10 protein-coding genes and 1 pseudogene are annotated in these 18213 nt (G+C 74.8%); 8 read left to right on the top strand and 3 right to left on the bottom strand.

Features of this window, described 5'->3' with window-relative positions:
• Positions 1–2: 2 nt before the first annotated feature.
• A complete protein-coding gene (locus ACIPSA_RS43975) occupies positions 3–758 on the bottom strand; it encodes a LysR family substrate-binding domain-containing protein (RefSeq protein WP_402645946.1) in 756 nt (251 codons plus the stop codon).
• A gap of 58 nt (positions 759–816) precedes the next feature.
• Here ACIPSA_RS43975 and ACIPSA_RS43970 point away from each other — a divergent pair, with 58 nt between their 5' ends.
• Positions 817–1215: a DUF5997 family protein gene (locus ACIPSA_RS43970; RefSeq protein ID WP_402645943.1), complete on the top strand. Its 399-nt coding sequence runs from the start codon at positions 817–819 to the stop codon at positions 1213–1215.
• A gap of 264 nt (positions 1216–1479) precedes the next feature.
• Here ACIPSA_RS43970 and ACIPSA_RS43965 read toward each other — a convergent pair whose 3' ends face one another.
• On the bottom strand, positions 1480–1782 hold the full coding sequence (locus tag ACIPSA_RS43965; RefSeq protein WP_402645941.1) for a hypothetical protein: 303 nt from the start codon (positions 1780–1782) through the stop codon (positions 1480–1482).
• Positions 1783–1860: 78 nt separating this feature from the next.
• Here ACIPSA_RS43965 and ACIPSA_RS43960 point away from each other — a divergent pair, with 78 nt between their 5' ends.
• The 6 genes from ACIPSA_RS43960 to ACIPSA_RS43935 all read left to right on the top strand — a co-directional run bounded on the left by ACIPSA_RS43960 (position 1861) and on the right by ACIPSA_RS43935 (position 15450).
• A complete protein-coding gene (locus ACIPSA_RS43960; RefSeq protein WP_402645939.1) occupies positions 1861–2715 on the top strand; it encodes a DUF4132 domain-containing protein in 855 nt (284 codons plus the stop codon).
• Complete coding sequence (locus ACIPSA_RS43955; protein WP_402645936.1) at positions 2712–7727, top strand: hypothetical protein; 5016 nt, start codon at positions 2712–2714, stop codon at positions 7725–7727. Before ACIPSA_RS43960 ends, ACIPSA_RS43955 begins: the two co-directional genes overlap by 4 nt.
• A gap of 58 nt (positions 7728–7785) precedes the next feature.
• The gene (locus tag ACIPSA_RS43950; RefSeq protein WP_402645934.1) at positions 7786–8955 is read left to right on the top strand and encodes an AAA family ATPase; all 1170 of its coding nucleotides are present in this window, start codon (positions 7786–7788) and stop codon (positions 8953–8955) included.
• A gap of 62 nt (positions 8956–9017) precedes the next feature.
• Complete coding sequence (locus ACIPSA_RS43945) at positions 9018–12698, top strand: DUF5682 family protein (RefSeq protein ID WP_402646184.1); 3681 nt, start codon at positions 9018–9020, stop codon at positions 12696–12698.
• The gene (locus ACIPSA_RS43940; protein ID WP_402645931.1) at positions 12695–14509 is read left to right on the top strand and encodes a hypothetical protein; all 1815 of its coding nucleotides are present in this window, start codon (positions 12695–12697) and stop codon (positions 14507–14509) included. The genes ACIPSA_RS43945 and ACIPSA_RS43940 overlap by 4 nt, the downstream gene beginning before the upstream one ends.
• Positions 14510–14643: 134 nt before the next feature.
• Positions 14644–15450 carry a LuxR C-terminal-related transcriptional regulator gene (locus ACIPSA_RS43935; protein ID WP_402646180.1) on the top strand — a complete coding sequence of 269 codons (807 nt, stop codon included), beginning with the start codon at positions 14644–14646 and terminating at the stop codon, positions 15448–15450.
• 22 nt (positions 15451–15472) lie between these two features.
• Here ACIPSA_RS43935 and ACIPSA_RS43930 read toward each other — a convergent pair whose 3' ends face one another.
• Complete coding sequence (locus ACIPSA_RS43930) at positions 15473–16531, bottom strand: PP2C family protein-serine/threonine phosphatase (protein ID WP_402645928.1); 1059 nt, start codon at positions 16529–16531, stop codon at positions 15473–15475.
• A gap of 202 nt (positions 16532–16733) precedes the next feature.
• On the opposite strand from ACIPSA_RS43930, the pseudogene ACIPSA_RS43925 reads away from it, so the two are divergent.
• Positions 16734–18213, top strand: a pseudogene (locus ACIPSA_RS43925) (histidine kinase); the annotation flags it as partial.

Genomic DNA, 18213 nt, shown 5'->3' with positions numbered 1-18213 from the left:
TCCTACGAGCGCTTCCGGGGCTTGCCCCGCTTGGCGCCGCCCTGCGAACCGCCGGAACGTCCCCGTGGGTTCCGCGCCGCCGACTTGCCCGCGGCGGGCTTCTTCTCGGGGCGTTTGCGCTTCTCCTGCGCCGGGGGCTGGGCCTGGGCGCGGCCGCGGGTGCTGTTGACCGTGCGGCCGCGGACGATGCCGATCAGGTCCTCGACCAGGTCGGTGGTGGCCTCCTCCAGCCAGGACAGGGCGACGCTCGACTGGGGGGCGTCCACCACCGTCCGGTAGGTGAGGTCCCTGCGGTGATGCAGGCGGGCCAGGGACTGGGGGACGACCAGGAGGCCCACGCCCGCCGCGACCAGCTCGATGGCGTCCTCGGTGGTGGCGGGGCGCTCGAAGGCGGGCTCCCCCGGCGGGCTGTCCCAGTCGAAGACGTCGTCGAGGGGGTGGAAGAGGACCTCGTCGGCGAGGTCGTCCAGGGTGACCTCCTCGGCCGCCGTGATCAGGTGGTCCTTGGGGACCACGACCACCGTGGCCTCGGTGTAGAGGGGGATCGCGCTGAAGAACGTACGGTCGACCGGAAGCCGTACGAACCCGGCGTCCGCCGCACCGCCGCGCAGCAGGTCGGACGCCTCGGCGGCCGTCACCTGGAGCAGGGTGAGGGGGATGTCGGGCAGTCGCTCGTTCCAGATCCGTACCCACTTGGCGGGCGTCACGCCAGGGACGTACGCGAGCCGGAACGACGGTGTTTCCTCCGAGCCTGTCACCAGGCCAGGTTACCGGCCGTGGTCGGGCCTCCCCCACTCGGCCGATACCCTTGACCTCATGAGTTCGCAGCAGACCGGCCAGACGATGAAGCCCGCCACGGCGGCGAAGAAGCTGGGTGTGTACCTCCCCGCCACCCCCGCCGAGTTCCAGGAGGGTGTCATCTCGCGAGCCGAGCTGAACGAACTCCAGGCCAACCCGCCCGAGTGGCTGAGCGAGCTCCGGCGCAACGGCCCGCACCCCCGCCCGGTGGTGGCGGCGAAGCTGGGCGTCTCCATCGCGGGCCTGGCGCGCGGCGGGGTCACCGAGGCGCTGACCTCCGAGCAGATCGAGGCGCTGAAGCAGGAACAGCCCGAGTGGCTGGAGAAGGAGCGCGCCACCCAGGTCGAGGTCCGCAAGGAAGCGGTGCGGATCAAGAACCTGAAGCGGGAGAAGGAGCAGGGCGCCGAGCAGGGCTGAGCGCCCGCCCGACGCGCCGTCCCGGCCGTCCGACGGCACCTGCGTCCGGTCCCGGCCGGCCTTGCCGGGAATGCCGGCCGCGTCATTGCGCCTGAAGCCCGGTACGGGCCGCCAGGCGGCGGAGGACTTGCGGCCGGTCCCGGTCCACTCCGGCCCAGCCGCCTCCGGCCCGGCCAGCTTCGGCCGGACCGCTTCTCGCCCGGCCGCCTCTAGCCTGACCGCCACCGGCCCGGCCAGCTTCGGGCCGGTTCACTCCGGGCCGGTTCACTCCGGGCCCGGTCCGCTCTCGTGGTGGCCGCAGCCCTCCAGAGCGGCGCGGTCGGCCCCGCCGCTGCCGGCCCGGAGACCCCGGTCGACGACGGCGAAGGTGCCGCCGGTGCCGGAGAAACCGGCGCACCGCGTAGCCGATGGCGCTGCGCGCGCTCGGGCCGTCGAAGCGGCTGCGGCAAGCGGCCGACGCGTCCCCCACGAGTCGACGACGGCGGCCGAGCGCACCACCTCAGCCCTCCCCGTCAGTACCCGGACCGGTCGGTGGTCCAGGCCGAGCGGCATGCTCGCGGCCGTCATCCACCGGAGCCGGAGGCGTTGTCAGTGGCCTCCCCTACAGTTCCCGTCACTTGATCACTGCGGTGCGGGGAGGCACGTATGGGGTGGGTTCCGGCGGGCGACTACGAGGTCGCTCTCGACGGCGCAAAGGTGGTGTGCCGCAACGCCGCCGGACGGCGGCTGAAGTCCGTGCCGGCCAAGCTGTCGGACGCCCCGGCGGTGGTGGGGCTGCGGCAGCTCGCAGAGTGGCTGGAGCGGCACGAGCGGCAGTGCCTGACCGACGTCGAGCGGTGGATGGTGCGCTCGCTCCCGGTGCCGCTCGCCGTCGTCGCCCGCGTCTGGCCGGACCCGGCCTGGCAGACCGCCCTGCGGGACGTCGTCGTCACGGGGGCCGACGGAGAGGTCGCCGGCTTCCTGCGGGACGCCGACCCCGAGCGCGGGCTCGGTCTGGTCGACCTCGACGGCGACACCGTGCGCATCGCACCCGAACTCGTCCGCATCCCGCACCCGGTGCTCCTCGACGACCTGGAGGAGCTGCGGGAGTTCGCCGTCGAACTCGGCGTCGAGCAGCGGGCCCAGCAGCTCTTCCGCGAGGTGTGGCACCGCCCGGCCGCACTCGACGCCGAGGACACGCAGGTCGGGGAATACGCCGGCGGAGCGTTCAAGGAGCTGCGCTTCCTGCACGGCAGGGCGGCGCAGCTGGGCTACCGCGTACGCGGGGGACACGCCGTCTGCTCCGTGCTGGAGGACGGCCGCGGTGTCGAGGCCCGGGTCTGGATCGGCGACTACGACGGCTACGAGGAGACCGAGACCGGTCCCCTCATGTGGACCGACGCCGCGGGCCGGGCGCTGAGGCTCGGTCAGGTCGGGCCGGTCGCCTGGTCGGAGGGCATGCGCATGGCGGCCGCGCTGTACGCGGGGCGGGACATCGAGGACGAGGAGCGGGCGGCATGACGACCACGACGTACGACGAGACCACCACGGCAGCGCTGCTCGACGCGGGCGCCGTCCTGCCCCCGGGCACCACCGCCCGGGAGGACGCGGACACCCTCACCGTGCGCACCTACACCCACCCGGCGCTGGCGGACCGGCGCGTGGTCCGCCTGGTGCCGGACACCCTCGGCGAGGCCGAGGACCTGGCCCTGGAGTTCCTCGGACTGGCCCGGGAGCAGGAGACGCCCGAGGTCGGCCAGGTGCGCCGGGAGACCCTGGGCTTCCCCGCCTGGGCGCTGGTCAACGACCCGGCCAACGGCCACCACGCGCTGGCTCTGGTCAAGGACGTCGAGCGGCTCGCGCGCCAGGCCAAGTCCCGTCCGGGCACCGCCAAGGAGGGCTTCGAGGAGCTCGGCACGCGGCTGGGCCGGGCCGTGCCCCACTTCCTGCCCACCTTCTACGAGCAGGCGGCCCGGGTCTTCCTCCAGCACGAGAACACGACGTACGCCGCCGCCTTCTTCGGCAAGGCCCGCGAGGCCGAGCGCGTGCACGCCCTCACCGTGGACGAGGAGCGGCAGCGTGCCGTGTTCCTGGAGTTCGCCTTCGCGGGCGCACTGACCGTCAAGGCGCTCAAGGAGTACGTGAAGGACCTCGCCCGCCGCCTCGACCCCGCGACGGCCTGGGCACAGTTCCGGCAGCTGACGGTGGAGCGCTGCGCGGCGGGCATGCCGCCGTACGCCTCGCTGCCGCAGGATGCGCGTGGGCTGATCAAGGCGGCCGGTCTGGACCGGACCACCGAGGAGTGCGCGCTCGTCGCCGATCTGATCGCCTCGCCCGCCGCCGTCCGGGCGCCCGCTTCCTTCTGGTCCGCCTACCGCTCCGTCCTCCCCGTCCTCGCCGGACAGCGGCCGGCCGTCCGGGCCCGTCTGCTGGAGATCATGCCGGCCGGGCTGGGCCGCCAGGTCGCGGACGACGAGTTCTGGCTGGCCCTGCTGGCGGAGTGCGGGGCGGAACGGCTGCTGACGGAGGGGGACGACGTCGACGCGGCGGACTGGCTGAGCCGTTGGGCGCTGCACCGCAAGCACGGCGGGTCGGTCTCCGACCGCTCTGCGGCCACCCTCGCGCTCGTCGGGCGAATGGCGTCCCGGCTGCGTGCCGACGGACGGGGGGTCGACCTCTTCACCGGCCGCTGGCACGCCGGTGCCGATCTCGACCTGCTGGACCTGTGCGTGGCGGAGGGCATCCCGCTCACGGTCCCCGAGGCCGGCACGGATGTGTACCTGGGCCTCGACCGCTGGCTGCGCGGCTCCGGGGACGGGCGGCGCGACCTGGTCGCCACCGGGGCCGACGCGCGTTTGCGCACCCTGCTGCTCCGGGCGGTGGGCACCCTGGGCGAGCACCGGTCGGCCACGGACCTGCTGAAGGCCGCCGAGCATCCCGTGCTCTCCGACGTGCTGCGGGAGTGGCTGGAGTCGGCGGCCGGGGAGTTCGCCGGCGCGGTGGGCCTGCCCGGCGCCCGCGCGGCGCTGGAGCGGCTGCGTCCCTTCCGCAGCGTGGCCGCCCAGGTCGGCCCGCTCGCCGTAGCCACGGTCGCGGAGCACCGGGTCGCGCCGCTGCTCGGCCGCACCCTGCGCGCGGGCATCCTGGACGAACTGGGCTGGCCCGCGCTGGAGGAGGGGCTGCGGCTGCTCGGCAAGCAGCCCAGGAAGGCCGAGGACGACACGCTGACCGTCACCGAGGCCTGGCCCGCGCTGATCCTCGCCCGGCGGCACAAGGCGGTCGTCGTCGGCCCGGACGGGATCCTGCTCGAACACGAACTGCGGCTCCCCGCCGACCTGGACCGCTGGCAGCGCCCGCGCTTCCGCTGCACCGACGGCGAGTTGCTGGTCATGTGGCGCCAGGGGGCCAAGCAGTCCGCCTACTGGTCCAACCGGCCGGACGAGGTGTTCACCCTGGGCGGCGAGCAGATCCCCACCTGGTGGTCCGGCCACGACACCGGCACCCCGTCGATCCCGCTGCCCGGCGGGGGCCGCGCCACCGGCGGCCGCACGCTGCACGCCGGTGACACCGTCCTGCCGCCGACCCGTTCCGTCATCGGCGACGGCACGACGTACTGGCGTCAGGGCAGGCAGGGCCAGGAGACGGTGTGGCTGGAGTACGACCCCGACACCGGCACGCACGGACGCGCGTCCCTTCCCGCCTTCCTGCGTTCCGGCATCCGCGAGGGCGCATCCCTGCGGCCCGCGCACTGCGAGGTCCTGCCCCTGCAACCCGGCCTGGAGCACAGCCCCTTCGGCACCGACGGCACGGTCCTCGGCCACTGGGTGCGCGAGGAAGGAAAGGGAGCCGAGGCGAGGATGGTCGCCGGTACGCCGGACGGCCGGACCGTGACGCTGCCGGCGGAGCGGGGCCGGGCGTACCGCGTCCCGCTGGGCGCGCTGCGGCTGCCCGGAGGCGCCGAGCCCGTCGTGGCACACGTCAACATGAGGGTGTCCCTGTTCGCGGCCGACGACACCTCCTCCGCCGGTGAACTCGGCCACGTCAGGCCGCACGACCAGGGCGGGGAGTTCGCCGCCGGCACCCGCCTCGTGCCGCCGGTCGCCTTCTGGCACGCCCTGCGCCCACGCGACGAGCAGGGCTCGGCGGTGCTGCGCGCCCTGACCGACGAACGGGCGGCCGAGGTGCTGCGGGTGACCGCGGCGGCTCTGGCCGAGCGGCAGGAGCGGATCACCCGGGCGGGTGGCCCCGGCGCCGCGGCGGCCGACGACCCGTCGGCCGGGACGGCCGCCGGCGGCAAGCCGGTCGTGCCGACCGCGGACCAGGTCGCCCAGCGGGCCGTGCGCGACGCCCTGCCCGAACTCACCGACCAGCGGCTCCTGATCGGTGTCGCCGCCCTCGTCCTCTCCGCCCTGCGCGTCGCCGAGTCGGCCACCACCTTCGTGACACCTCCCGCGGAACGGCCGCTGCAGCCCCGCCGCGCCGCGGGCATGTTCGCCGACTACAGTCCCCGGCACGGCGAGGATCGCACCCTGCACGACGCCGCCGCCGGCATCGCCGAGATCAGCGGCTGGTCGGGCGGGGAACGGTGGAGCGTGCTCCGGCAGATCCGGTCGGTCGACCACGTCCTGTCCGGCAAGCCCGCCGACGGCAAGCCGCTGCCCGACCCCGAGCGGCACACCGCCCTCGGCGACGGCTGGCGCAGCGACGAGCACACGATCCCCGGCATCGGCATGGTGTGGCCCTCCGTGCTGAGCACACTGCGACCGCTCGCCTACCGGGCCGCCTCGCCCGCCCTGACCGACGCCCAACGGGAGCCGCTGCTCCTACTGTTCGAGGCGATCGGCGAGGGCCCGCTGGCCACCCCGGACGGCACGCTCCGCGAGATCGTCCTGAGCGAGCCGCACGACAAGCAGCAGCGCGCCGGTCAGGTGCTGCGCCGTGACGGCCGTACCGTCGTCGTGCTCGGCTGCCAGAGCATCGACGGCCAGCGGGACCGCGTCAACTGGCTGGCACTGGACCACGACCCGTCCGGCGCGTTCGGCGCGGTCGCTCACTTCACGCTCGACAGGGAGACCCGGCACACGTCGGCGATCTCCGCGGAGCGGCTCGCCGCCGTCACCCGGCTGATCCGGGACAAGGGCGCGGCCGAGTGGCGGTCCGAGGCGCCCGCCGCTCTCACGGCCGCGACGGCCGGCGGACTGGGCCCCGTCCAGGCCACCGTGCTGCTCGCCGGGCAGCCGCACGCACCCGGCACCGAGGGGCTCGCCACCATCGGACTGAAGCCACGTCAGCGGGACATCGGCACCGGCATGCTGGGTTCCCTCGGCCGACGGGACCGGACGGCACTCATCGGAGCCCTGCTCCCCGAGGACCCCGCCGACCTGTGGACGGCCGGACCGGACACACAGGCCGCCGGCCGGGTGTGGGCCGAGCGCCTCGCGTGGTTCGTCCGCCTGCCCGAGGACATCGCCGCCGACCTGCCCGGCGTGTCCGTCGGCTCCGCCGAGGCCGTGCTCAACCCCGGGCGCACCCCCTGGCTCAGCCGCACCACGGTCCAGCGACCCGACAAGGACGGCAACCTGGTCGCGGACGACCCCGCGGCCGTCCCCGGGCGGTACGACCTCACCCGCGCCGTCGATGCCCTGGCCACGCTCGCCTACGCCCTGCCTTACGGTCACCCCCTGCGCGCCGCGCTGCCGGACGGTCTGGCCGCGCTGCGCCGCCGCGTCGCCGACCCGGAACTGCTCGTCGACCTCGACGTCGAGTGGACGGAAAAGGGCGGGTCGACCGCCGTCGAACTCCGCAAGGCGTACGGGCTTCCCGCCACCGGAGGCGCCGACGCGCAGGGTCTGACGCGGCTCGGCGAGGCGCTCGTCCTGCGCCCCTGGTACGGCGACACCGAGACGGTCCTGGTCCGCCCGGCCGGGCTCACCGGCCCGGACGACGCGGTCCTCGGGCTTGTCGAGGGCCTGGTGGGCCGGGCGCGCGGGGGCGGTGTCCGGGCGCTGCGGACAATCCTCGGCGACGACCTCGCCGGGGCCCTCGCGGCGGGAACGGACGCGGAGGGGCCCACGGGCCACGCCCAGGACTCGGCCACGAGCGTGCCCGCCCTCGTCACCGAGGTCGCCACCGCCCACGGCCTGGGCGAGGACGCCGCGGCGCTCTACCTCCAGCTGCTGGCGCTGCCCGATCCGACGGACCGCAACTGCGCCCGCTGGACCGGCTGGAGGCCCGCCCGTATGAAGCAGGCCCGTGCCGAACTGGCCGCGACCGGCCTGGTCGTCGAGGCCAAGCGGCCGCGCGCCGGGCGCACCCTGTTCCTGCCTTGCGGCTGGAACGACCTCAAGGCTCCGGCGCTGCCGGTGGAGACCTGGAAGGAGGGCCTCTACCCGGTCTCCGGCCAGGGCCGTGCCGTACCGCTCCTCGCGGTGCCCGAGCTGTTCGCCCGCGCCTGGGACCGCGTGCGTACGGGAGACGCTCCGGCGTACGAGGAACTGACCACCCGGGCCACCCGGAGGGGACGCCGCCGATGACCGCGCCCCAGCACCCGCCGACGACCACCACCCGTACCACCCCGAAGGACCACCGCCGATGACCACCGCCCTCGCCCCCGACGCGAACCGTCAGATCGTCCCGCCCGAGGACAGGCACGCCACCGAACTGGCCTTCCTCGCGGCCTACGACGACGGGCCGCGCCCGCCCGCCTGGCGGCTCACCCCGCGTGCGGTCGTCACGTTCGTCATGGGCAGCGGCGGGCAGGCCCTGAAGCTGCCGGACGGCGCCGAGGTGCCCGACGATGTGCCGCGCAGGCTGGTGGTGAAGGACAAGTTCGTCGGCGACCGGGCGCTGGTGGAGCGGTGTGTCGTCACCCTCGCGGGTGAGCGCGGTCTGCTGCTCGTCGGCGAGCCCGGCACCGCCAAGTCGATGCTCTCCGAGCTGCTGTCCGCCGCCGTGTGCGGCACCAGCGGGCTTGTGGTGCAGGGTACGGCGGGCACGACCGAGGACCAGCTCAAGTACGGCTGGAACTATGCCCTGTTGCTCGCCAAGGGACCCAGCCGGGAAGCCCTCGTGCCCTCCCCCGTCCTCACCGCGATGGGCCGGGGTGCCATCGCCCGGGTGGAGGAGGTCACCCGCTGTCTGCCCGAGGTGCAGGACTCCCTGGTGTCGTTGCTCTCCGAGCGGCGCATCGCGGTCCCCGAACTGGCGGGCACGGACGACTCCCTGGCGCACGCGGCTCCCGGCTTCAACCTCATCGCCACCGCCAACCTGCGGGACAAGGGCGTGTCGGAGATGTCCGCCGCGCTCAAGCGCCGGTTCAACTTCGAGACCGTGGGCCCCATCCCGGACCTGGACGCCGAGACCGCGCTGGTGCGCAGCCAGGCCCGCGCGTCCGTCGAGCGGGCCGGGGCGCCCTTCCAGGTCGACGACATGGTGCTGGAGGCCCTCGTCACCGCCTTCCGCGACCTGCGGGAGGGCCGGTCGGCCGAGGGCTGGGAGGTGGAGCGGCCCTCCACGGTGATGAGTACGGCGGAAGCCGTCTCCGTCGCCGGTGCGCTCGGGCTGGCGGCGGCCTACTTCCCCGGGGACCGCGACGTGCTCGGGCTGCTGCCGGGGCATCTCCTCGGCGTCGTCCGCAAGGACGACCCCGCCGACGCGGCCCGGCTGCGCGGCTACTGGGACGGTCCGGTGCGACGGCGCGCCGAACAGGGTTCGGCCACCTGGCGAACCCTGTGGGACCTGCGCACGGTCCTGGAGGGCTGACGGCCGTGCCCCTGCCCTCGCCCTCACCGGCCTCCCCCGCGTCGTCGGCCTCACCAGCCTCCCTGGCCTCTTTCACCTCGTCCGCCTCGTCCGCCTCGCCCTCCGCCTCCCCGGTCTCGCCAGCCTCCCCGGTCTCGCCAGCCTCCCCGGCATCACCCGCCTCGCCCGAGGAGGCCGTCGCGGCCCTCACCGACCCGGCGGCGCCCTACCTCATCGGTGTACGGCACCACGCGCCCTCGCTGGCCGCCGCGGTGCCCGCGCTCCTCGAAGCGGCGAAGCCGGACGTGCTGCTCGTCGAGCTCCCCGCCGAGATGCAGGAATGGCTGCCGTGGCTGGCCCACGAGGAGACCAGGGCCCCGGTCGCCCTCGCCGCCGCCCCTGTCGGCGGGGGCGGCGGCCCGGCCTTCTACCCCTTCGCCGACTTCTCGCCCGAACTGGCGGCGGTGCGCTGGGCCGCGCGGCAGGGCGTGCCGGTCGTCGCCTGCGACCTGCCGCTGGCCGACCGGGCGTGGGGTGAGGAGCGCGCGGGGCGGGCACAGGCTCCCGGCGGCCCCGGCCTGGCCGTGGCGCTGCGCTCACGCCTCACCGGCCGCCCCGGGGAGGACCTGTGGGACCGGCTCGTCGAGGCCACCGCACCGGGCTCGGCTCCGGAGGCGTTGCGCCGCGCGGCCCTGCTGACCGGGTGGGCGCTGCGCGAGGACGCGGTGGTGTCGGGGGGCGTGTCCGAGCTGGACCTGCGGCGCGAGAGCCGGATGCGCTCCTGCCTGGCCGCCGCCACCGCGAACGGCGAACGGGCCGCCGTGCTCGTGGGTGCCTTCCACGCCCCGGCGTTGACGGCCCCGACCGCCGGGACGGAGCCCCGCGCCGCCGAGGCCGCGTCCGCGGCCGTAGCGGCAGGACCAGGCGCGCCCGAGCCCGCGCCGCCCGTGGCCCGGGCCCACGGCGAGCGCCCCGGTTGGACGACCTCGCTCATCCCGTACACCTACGCGCTCCTGGACGAGCGTTCCGGCTATCCGGCCGGGATCCGCGACCCGGAGTGGCAGCACCTGGTGCTCGACGCGGCGGGCGACCCGGCCGCGCTGGAGGAGGCGCTGACCCGGGCGGCCGTACGGGTGTGTGCGGAACTGCGTGCCCTCGGCCACCCGTCGGGACCCGCCGACGCGCGCGAGATCGTCCGGCTGGCCGGAGACCTCGCCCGGCTGCGCGGGCTGCCGGCGGCCGGCCGGGGCGAACTGGTCGAGGCGGTGCAGACGGTGCTCGCGCAGGGGGAGCCGTACGGGCGCGGACGGGCCGTCGCACGCGCGATGGAGAAGGTGCTCGTCGGAACGCGCGGCGGCCGCCCCGCACCCGGAGCGCCACGCAGCGGTCTGGCCCCCGCCGTGGAGGCCGAGCTGGCGGCGCTGGGACTGCCCGGACCGCAGGACAGCGGCCCCGGTACGGCCCGGGACCTGCGCCTGGACCCGCTCCGTTCCGACCTCGACCGGCGACGTGAACTCCTGTTGCGCCGGCTGACGGTGTGCGGGGTGCCGTACGCCGAGCCCAAGGAGGTCGTCGGCGCGGGCGGGGCCGAGGCGCTCACCTCACGCTGGGAAGTGCGCTGGACCCCCGCCACCGCGGCGTTGCTGACCACGGCCGGCGTCCGTGGCGTCACCCCCGCCCAGGCCACCGAGGGCGTGCTGCGCGAGCGACGGCGGGCGGAGCACGACGAGGGCGGATCTACGGCCGCGCAGACTCTGCACGGTCTGGAGCAGGCGGCTCAGTGCGGTCTGCCGGGGCTGACGGACGAGCGGCTCGCGGACACGGCCGACGTACTGCCCGACTCCGGCACACTGCCCGAACTCCTCGCCGGCCTCGCCCTGCTGGACCGGCTGCGGGCCGGTCACATCGCCGGACTCGAAGCTGACGAGGACCGTGCGGCCCGGGCGGCCGCCGTGGCCGAGCTGCTCACCTCCGCCGCGGTGCGCCAGGTGGACGGCCTCACCGGTTCCGAGGACCCCGCCGACGCACACGCCCTGCTCGAACTCGCCCACCGCGCGGACCTTCTGGGCGGTATTCGGCTCGCCGACGCCCTCGCCCGGCTGGCCGCCGACGGGTCCCCGCTGATGCGCGGTGCCGCGGGAGCCGTACGCGTGCTCCTCGGCCACGAGGACCCCCGGCTCCTCGGCGACCGCGTCGCCTCCTGGGTCGACTCGGCCTCCGGCCCCGAGACCCGCTCCGCCCTCACCGCACGGCTCACGGGACTGCTGACCGCGGCGGGCCAGCTCCTGGAGTCCGCGGCCCCCGCGCTGGAGCCCCTGCTCAACCTCGTCCCGGAGCTGACCGACCGGGAGTTCCTGGACCGGCTCCCCGCGCTCCGGGGAGGCTTCGACACCCTCAGCCCGGCCGCCCGCGACCGCCTCCTGTCGGCCGTCGAGGAGCGCCTCGGCACCAGTCACCTGGCCGACACCGCCGGACTCGACCCCGCCGCCCTCGCCACCTGGACCCGCGCGGACCTCGCGGCACGCGAGGCCCTCGGCGCGCTCGGGCTGCTTCCGGCACCACCGGACCACGAAGAGCGGAACCACGAAGAGCGGAACCACGAAGAGCCGGTGCCCACCACCGGACCGGCCGCTGGAGGGCCACCGGGCGAAGCGCACCGGCTCGCCCCCGCCGACCGCTGGCGACTGCTGCTGGGGCGGCGTACCGACCGGCTCCCCCCGTCGGCATCGGCGCTTGCCACCGCGCTGGACGAGCTGTACGGCAGCGGACGCGGCGAGGGCAGCCGGGGTGATCTCGGCGGGCGGGGCCGGGGCGGCGGCCGGGAGGCGCCGTACCCCGGGGTGCGCGAGTGGTCCGAGGAACTGGCGGCCCTGTTCGGGCCGGGCATCCGGGAGGAGGTGCTGGCCGCGGCCGCGGCGGCGGGCCGCCGGGACGTGCTCGCCGAGCTGGATCCGGACACGGTGCGGCCCTCCGTCGACCTGCTGCGCAGCGTGCTCCGGCACGCGGGCGGACTGCCCGAGGCCCGGCTGGCCGCGCTGCGTCCGCTCGTACGGCGCCTGGTAGAGGCGCTGACCCGGGAGCTGGCCACCCGGCTGCGCCCCGCACTGCACGGCACGGCCCTGCCACGGCCCAGCCGACGGCCGGGCGGCGGCCTCGACCTGCCCCGCACACTGCGGGCCAACCTCGCGACCGCCCGGCGCGGCCCGGACGGCACCGTCCAGGTCGTCCCCGAGCGTCCCGTGTTCCGCACCCGCGCCCGGCGCGCCTCCGACTGGCGGCTCGTCCTGGTCACCGACGTGTCGGGGTCCATGGAGGCGTCCACGGTCTGGGCGGCCCTGACGGCCTCGGTGCTGGCCGGGGTGCCGACCCTGTCCACGCACTTCCTGGCCTTCTCCACGAAGGTCATCGACCTCACCGACCATGTCGAGGACCCGCTGTCGCTGCTGCTCGAAGTGAGCGTGGGCGGCGGCACCCACATCGCGGCGGGGCTCCGGCACGCCCGCGAGCTGGTCACCGTGCCGTCCCGCACCCTCGTCGTGGTCGTCAGCGACTTCGAGGAGGGCTATCCGCTGGGCGGGCTGCTCGCCGAGGTCCGCGCGCTGGTCGGGGCCGGCTGCCACGTCCTGGGGTGCGCGAGCCTCGACGACGCGGGCCGGCCCCGGTACTCCACCGGTGTCGCGGGACAGCTCGTCGCCGCGGGGATGCCCGTCGCCGCCCTCAGCCCGCTCGAACTCGCCCGCTGGGTAGGGGAGAAGATCGCATGAGCACGGACCTTCCTCCGGTCGCCCCGGCCGTGACCGCGGAGCTGGTCGCGGCGTTGTCGCCGCGGCTCCGCAAGCGGCTGGACGCGGCCGTCGGCAAGCTGGCCGGCCGGCCCGTCGTGCGCGACGGCGACACCGTGCGCATCGCGCTCGACGCCGACACCGACCTCGAACTGCACGCCCCCGGCTCCACGGTGAGCAGTGCCGACGCGATCCGCTGCGGGTGTCTGCTGGCGCCGGACTGCCTGCACCGGGCCGCTGCGGCGTCGGCGGCCCCGATCGCCGACGCCGACGCCGATGCCGATGCCGAACCGAGTGGACCGGCCGAGCCGCGGGCGGAATCGGGCCCGGCCACCGGGCAGCTCAAGGCAGGAGGGGCCGACGGGGCGGAAGCCCCGCCCGCGGCGGAGCCGGAGGGCGCCACCACCGACCAGCGCGCCGCCGCGCGGGCGTTGTACGACGCCGCGGCCGCCGTGCTCGCCGCCGGCACCGACGGCGCCGGCGGCGTGCTCCAGGCGGAGCTGCTGCGCGCGGCGCACGGCGCGCGCCTTGCGGGACTCCCCAGGGCCGCCGCCACGGCGGTGTCCGTGGTCACCGCGTTGCGCGCGGCCCGCTCGGCGGACCCGGCCTACCGGCTCACCGACCTCGTCTCCGCCCTGCGCGAGGTCCTGGCCGTCGCCCACCGCGTCCCGTACGCCACCGGCCCGGAACTCGCCGCGCTGCGCGGCACGGCACGGCAGCCGTACACCCCGGACGGCTCGCTACGCCTCTACGGCCTGTTCTCGGAGCCCGTGCTCACGGCGAGCGGCTACGCGGGCGCCGTCACCTGGGCCGCCGACGCCGACGGCCGCCTCTGCACGGTCTCCGACGTGGCCCCGGGCGGCTCCGGCCGGGCCGTGGGCGCGGCCGACCGGACCGTGCGCATCGGTGACACGGCCCTGACCCACCGTGAGCTGTCGCGTGCGGGGCTCGCGGTCTCCGGTGCCACCGTCTCCCCGACGGGCCGGCTGGGCGCGGGTGCGGGCGTACGGGCGGTCCGGGCGTCCGGTGCCGTCTGGCACGACGAACCTCTCGACCGGCTCTGGGCCGTGCCCGCCGCCGACCAGGTCACCCGTGCCCTGGCCGGCGGCCACGACCTGCTGTTCCTGGATGTCACCCTCACCGGCACGGTCCGTGAGTCGGCGGGCGACTGCCTGCTCGCCGACTGCAACGGGCTGACGCTTCGTCTCGTTGCCGCCCACGACGACCCCGCGCTGCCCTGTCGTGACAACCTCCGCCTGCTGGCCGCCGCCCGGGGCAGCAGGCTGCGGGTCGTCGCCCGTCTCACCCCGGCCCCGCACCCCCGGGCCCTGCTCCTGGCGAGCGACCACCCGAAGGACCCCGGTACCCGTCTCGACCTGGGCCTGGACCGCCTGCGGCGCGCGGACCTGCCCGACGCGACGGCACCGGCCGCCGGAGCTGTCGAGGCCACTGTCGACGAGGCGCCGCTGTACCTCCTGCGCCGCCGGGTCCAGCAGGCCGCCTCCGGGGGCCGACAGGTGCTCGCCTTCCCGGGGAACGGAGTCGCGGACGGCTCGCGTCTGCGCAGGCACGGCCTGGCGACCGCGGGCGATCTGCTGGACGGGCTCCACTCCGCCGCGGCGGACCGTTCCCGTGACCCGTTCGGCCGGCTCCTCCCGGCCGACACGGACCGCTTCGCCCGCGCCTGGCTGGCCGCCGCCGTCTACACCGAGGCGGTCGACCGGGCGCTGTGTGCCGCGGCGTGGAGTGCGGGCCGCCGCTCCCCCGTGTCGGCGGCCCGCACTCGGTGGTGAGTACATCCGAGAACATGAATGTGGCCCGGTTGAATTCTGGAGGACCGAGTGCCGCGCGGGTATGGGTACAACTGCGTACGCGAACGAGCGGAGAGGGACAGGTGACACCAACGCCGGACGGAGCCTACGAACGCATGGTGTCGGTGGCCGTCGCAGCGCTCCACGAGCGTGATCCCGAGCGGCTGTGGCCGCTGCTGGCCGCGGCGCTGCCCGGCCTGTTCGGCGGGGACGCGCTGATCTACAAGCTGGACGACTGGAGCGAGAGCGCGGGCACCGTCCGTGTGTCGCCCGGTGCCGCCGCGGAGTTACGCCTGCTCGGGGCCGAGGACCTGGGTCTGCTGCGCGCGGGGTACCCGTTCGCGGCCCTCTACTCGGCCGAACACGAAAGTGTCCCCGTCTCCGCGCGCCAGGTGGCCGGTCCGGTGTGGCCGACGAGCCCGACCGCGCGGCTGCTCCGCAGGGTCCTGGGCACGCACGATGTTCTGGCGGTCCCGCTGCCGCAGACGAGCACCCCGATCACCGGGTGCATGGTCTTCCGCTCCGGTACGGACTTCACCGACGACGACATACGGATCGCCCGGCGTACGCAGTCGCTGCTGGCCGCCGTCGAGCAGCAGCGTCAGCTGCTGGAGCACTGGCAGCGGCAGCTCGTGGCCCGCGGCGCACCGGGCGCTCCCCACGAGCCGGCGGAGGACTGCGCGCTGACGCCCCGGGAGACGACCGTCCTGCTGTTGCTCGCGGACGCCCTGACCGCCGCCGCGATCGGCCGCCGCCTCGGCATATCCGACCGCACGGTGCACAAGCACGTCGAGAACATCTACCGCAAGCTCGGCACCCGGGACCGTGTCAGCACCGTGCTGCGCGCCCAGCAGATCGGCCTGGTCCCCCCGCCCGGCGCCGCACCGCTTCAGGCACCGCCGGGGCAACACAACCGCGTCTGACGGCCGGGGGGCATCCTGCTCCCTAGACCGGGGGCTCGTGCACCGAGGGCCCCTGGACCCGGGTGTTCGGGTACCGCACCGCGAGGGCCGCGATGTCGTCCTCGAGTCTTCCGCCGCTGTAGTGGAGCAGGTCCCGGTGGAGCCGGTCGAGCAGCTCGCGGGGCGGCGCCAGACCCTGCTGCCGCATCCAGTCGGGCAGCGGGAAGAACTCTCCGGCGCGGTCCCGGGCCTCCGATACGCCGTCGGTGTAGAGCAGCAGATGGTCGCCGGGGGTGAACGGGACGGTGTCGACGTAGTACTGCTCACCGATGAGCGCCGCGAGGTTGAGAGGCGGCGAGGCGGTGGTGGGCTCCAGGACGCGGAGGTTGCCGCGATGCACGAGCAGCGGCGGGGGGTGCCCGCAGTTCAGAATTCTGATCTGGCCGCCGCCGTGCGGGATCTCGGCGATGAGGGCGGTGGCGAAGCGCTCCGGCAGATCCTTGCCCGGGAACGCGGCGCTGTGGCGGGCGATGCTGGTCTCCAGACGGTGGATGATGCCCGTCAGCTCGGGCTCGTCGTGTGCGGCCTCCCTGAAACAGCTGATCACCGCGGAGGCCGCCCCCACCGCGGACAGCCCCTTGCCCCGCACGTCACCGATGAGCAGACGGACCCCGTACGGGGTGCCGGCCGCCTCGTAGAAGTCGCCGCCGATCCTGGCCTGCTCCTGGGCCGCCAGGTACAGCGACTCGATCTCGACGCCCTCGATGCGGCGCGGCAGGGGGCGCAGCAGCACCCTCTGGGCTGCGTCGGCGACGAGCCGGACCTGGAGCAGGATCTCCTCCCGCTGGAGTCGGACGTGGCTCGCGTATGCGGCCGCCAGAGTGACCGCGACGATCGCGGCCGACGTGTACTGCGTCCCCAGATCGGCGTAGAAGAAGCTGAGAGTGATCATGACCAGCAGGCAGAACGTACCCAGCAGGATCGTGGGGATCACGGGCCACATCGCGGCGGCGAGGGCGGGGGCGGCGGGCAGAAGGCGGCTGATGGCGATCTCTCTCGGCGTGGCGAACGCCAGGCCGGCGACGAGGGCAGTCAGGATCACCGGCGCGAGCCGGGCAAATTCCCACCGACTGCCGTAGGGGGGACGACGGAGCTGCAGCCGCCCGGGCATGATCACAAAATGCATCATATCGACTTAGAGCGGGCATCGATCCGCGAGGACGGAGGCACTTCGGGTGCGGTGCCCGAAACGACGGGGGAAGCCATCGGATGTGGCACGGATTCACCGGTGCTACAAAGGGCATATGGCGAACCGTTTCGCCGCTTTTCGACATCTCTCGCTCAAGCCGCTGGTCAGCAGGAGCCCGCGCAGCGTCGCCGGGCAGGTCTTCGCTCTCCAGGTGGCCGTGGTGGTGCTGCTCGTGGCCTGCAGCGTGTTCGTCCTCGCCCTGCAGTCGAAACGGGACACCACCGCCGAGGCCGTACGCCGCTCCATCGCCGTCGCGGAGACCTTCGCGAACTCTCCCGGCGTTCTGGAGGCGCTGAAGCTCCCCGAGCCGTCGAAGGTGCTGCAGCCGCTCACCGAGGCGGGGCGCAAGGCTGCGGGCGTCGACTTCATCGTGGTCATGGACACGAAGGGAATCCGCTACACCCATCCCATACCGAGCCGGATCGGGAAGCGCTTCGTCGGCACGATCGGGCCGTCGCTGGCGGGAAAGGTGTACACGGAAAGTGTCCACGGTCCGCTGGGCCACGAGGTGCAGGCCACTGTCCCCGTCAAGGACGACGACGGCAAGGTGGTGGCTCTCGTCTCGGCGGGGCTGAAGGTCAAGAACGTGTCCAGTGCGGTGAACCGGCAGCTGCCGATCATCCTCGCCGCCGGGGGCGGAGCGCTCGTGGTGGCGACCGGCGGGACCGCGCTGGTCGGCAGACGGCTGCGACGCCAGACCCACAGCCTCGCCCCGGCCGAATTGACCCGGATGTACGCCCACCACGACACGGTGCTGCACTCCGTGCGCGAAGGAGTGCTCATCGTCGCCGGCGACGGGCGGCTGCTGCTGGCGAACGACGAGGCGAGACGGCTGCTGGAACTGCCGCCCGACACCGAGGGACGACCGGTACGGGAACTGTCGAGCCTGGACCCCGAGATGGTGGCACTGCTCGTCTCCGGGCGTGAGGCCATCGACGAGGTGCACGCCGCCGGGGAGCGACTGCTGGCGGTGAATCAGCGGCCGACGGACCGTAGGGGCGGCGGGGCCACGGTGGTGACGCTGCGTGACTCGACCGAGCTGCAGGCGGTGTCGGGCCGGGCGGAGCTGGCGCGGGAGCGGCTGAAGCTGCTGTACGACGCGGGGCTGGGCATTGGGACGACGCTGGATGTGGTGCGTACGGCGGACGAGCTGGCGCGGGTCGTGGTGCCCCGCTTCGCGGACTTCGTCACCGTGGATCTGGCGGATGCGGTGCTGCACGGCGAGGAGCCGGCTCCTACGGCGACCGGCATGCGGCGTGTCGTGGTGCGCGGAATCCGGGAGGACCATCCGCTGTACAAAGAGGGCGAACTGATCCACTTCTTGCCGTCCACGCCCCAGGCGCGCGGTTACGGCAGCGGGCGCTCCGAGCTCGTGACCGATCTCACGGCGGTGTCAGGCTGGCAGGCGCAGGATCCACAACGCACGCGGGAGATCCTCGCCTACGGCATTCACTCGCTCATCGCCGCTCCGATCCGGGCCCGGGGTGTGGTGCTGGGCATGGCGAACTTCTGGCGCGCCAAACGGCTGGAGCCGT

This window comes from Streptomyces sp. NPDC086549 (assembly GCF_044746205.1).
Lineage (GTDB): Bacteria > Actinomycetota > Actinomycetes > Streptomycetales > Streptomycetaceae > Streptomyces.
This window is presented reverse-complemented; position numbering and strand designations above follow the sequence as displayed.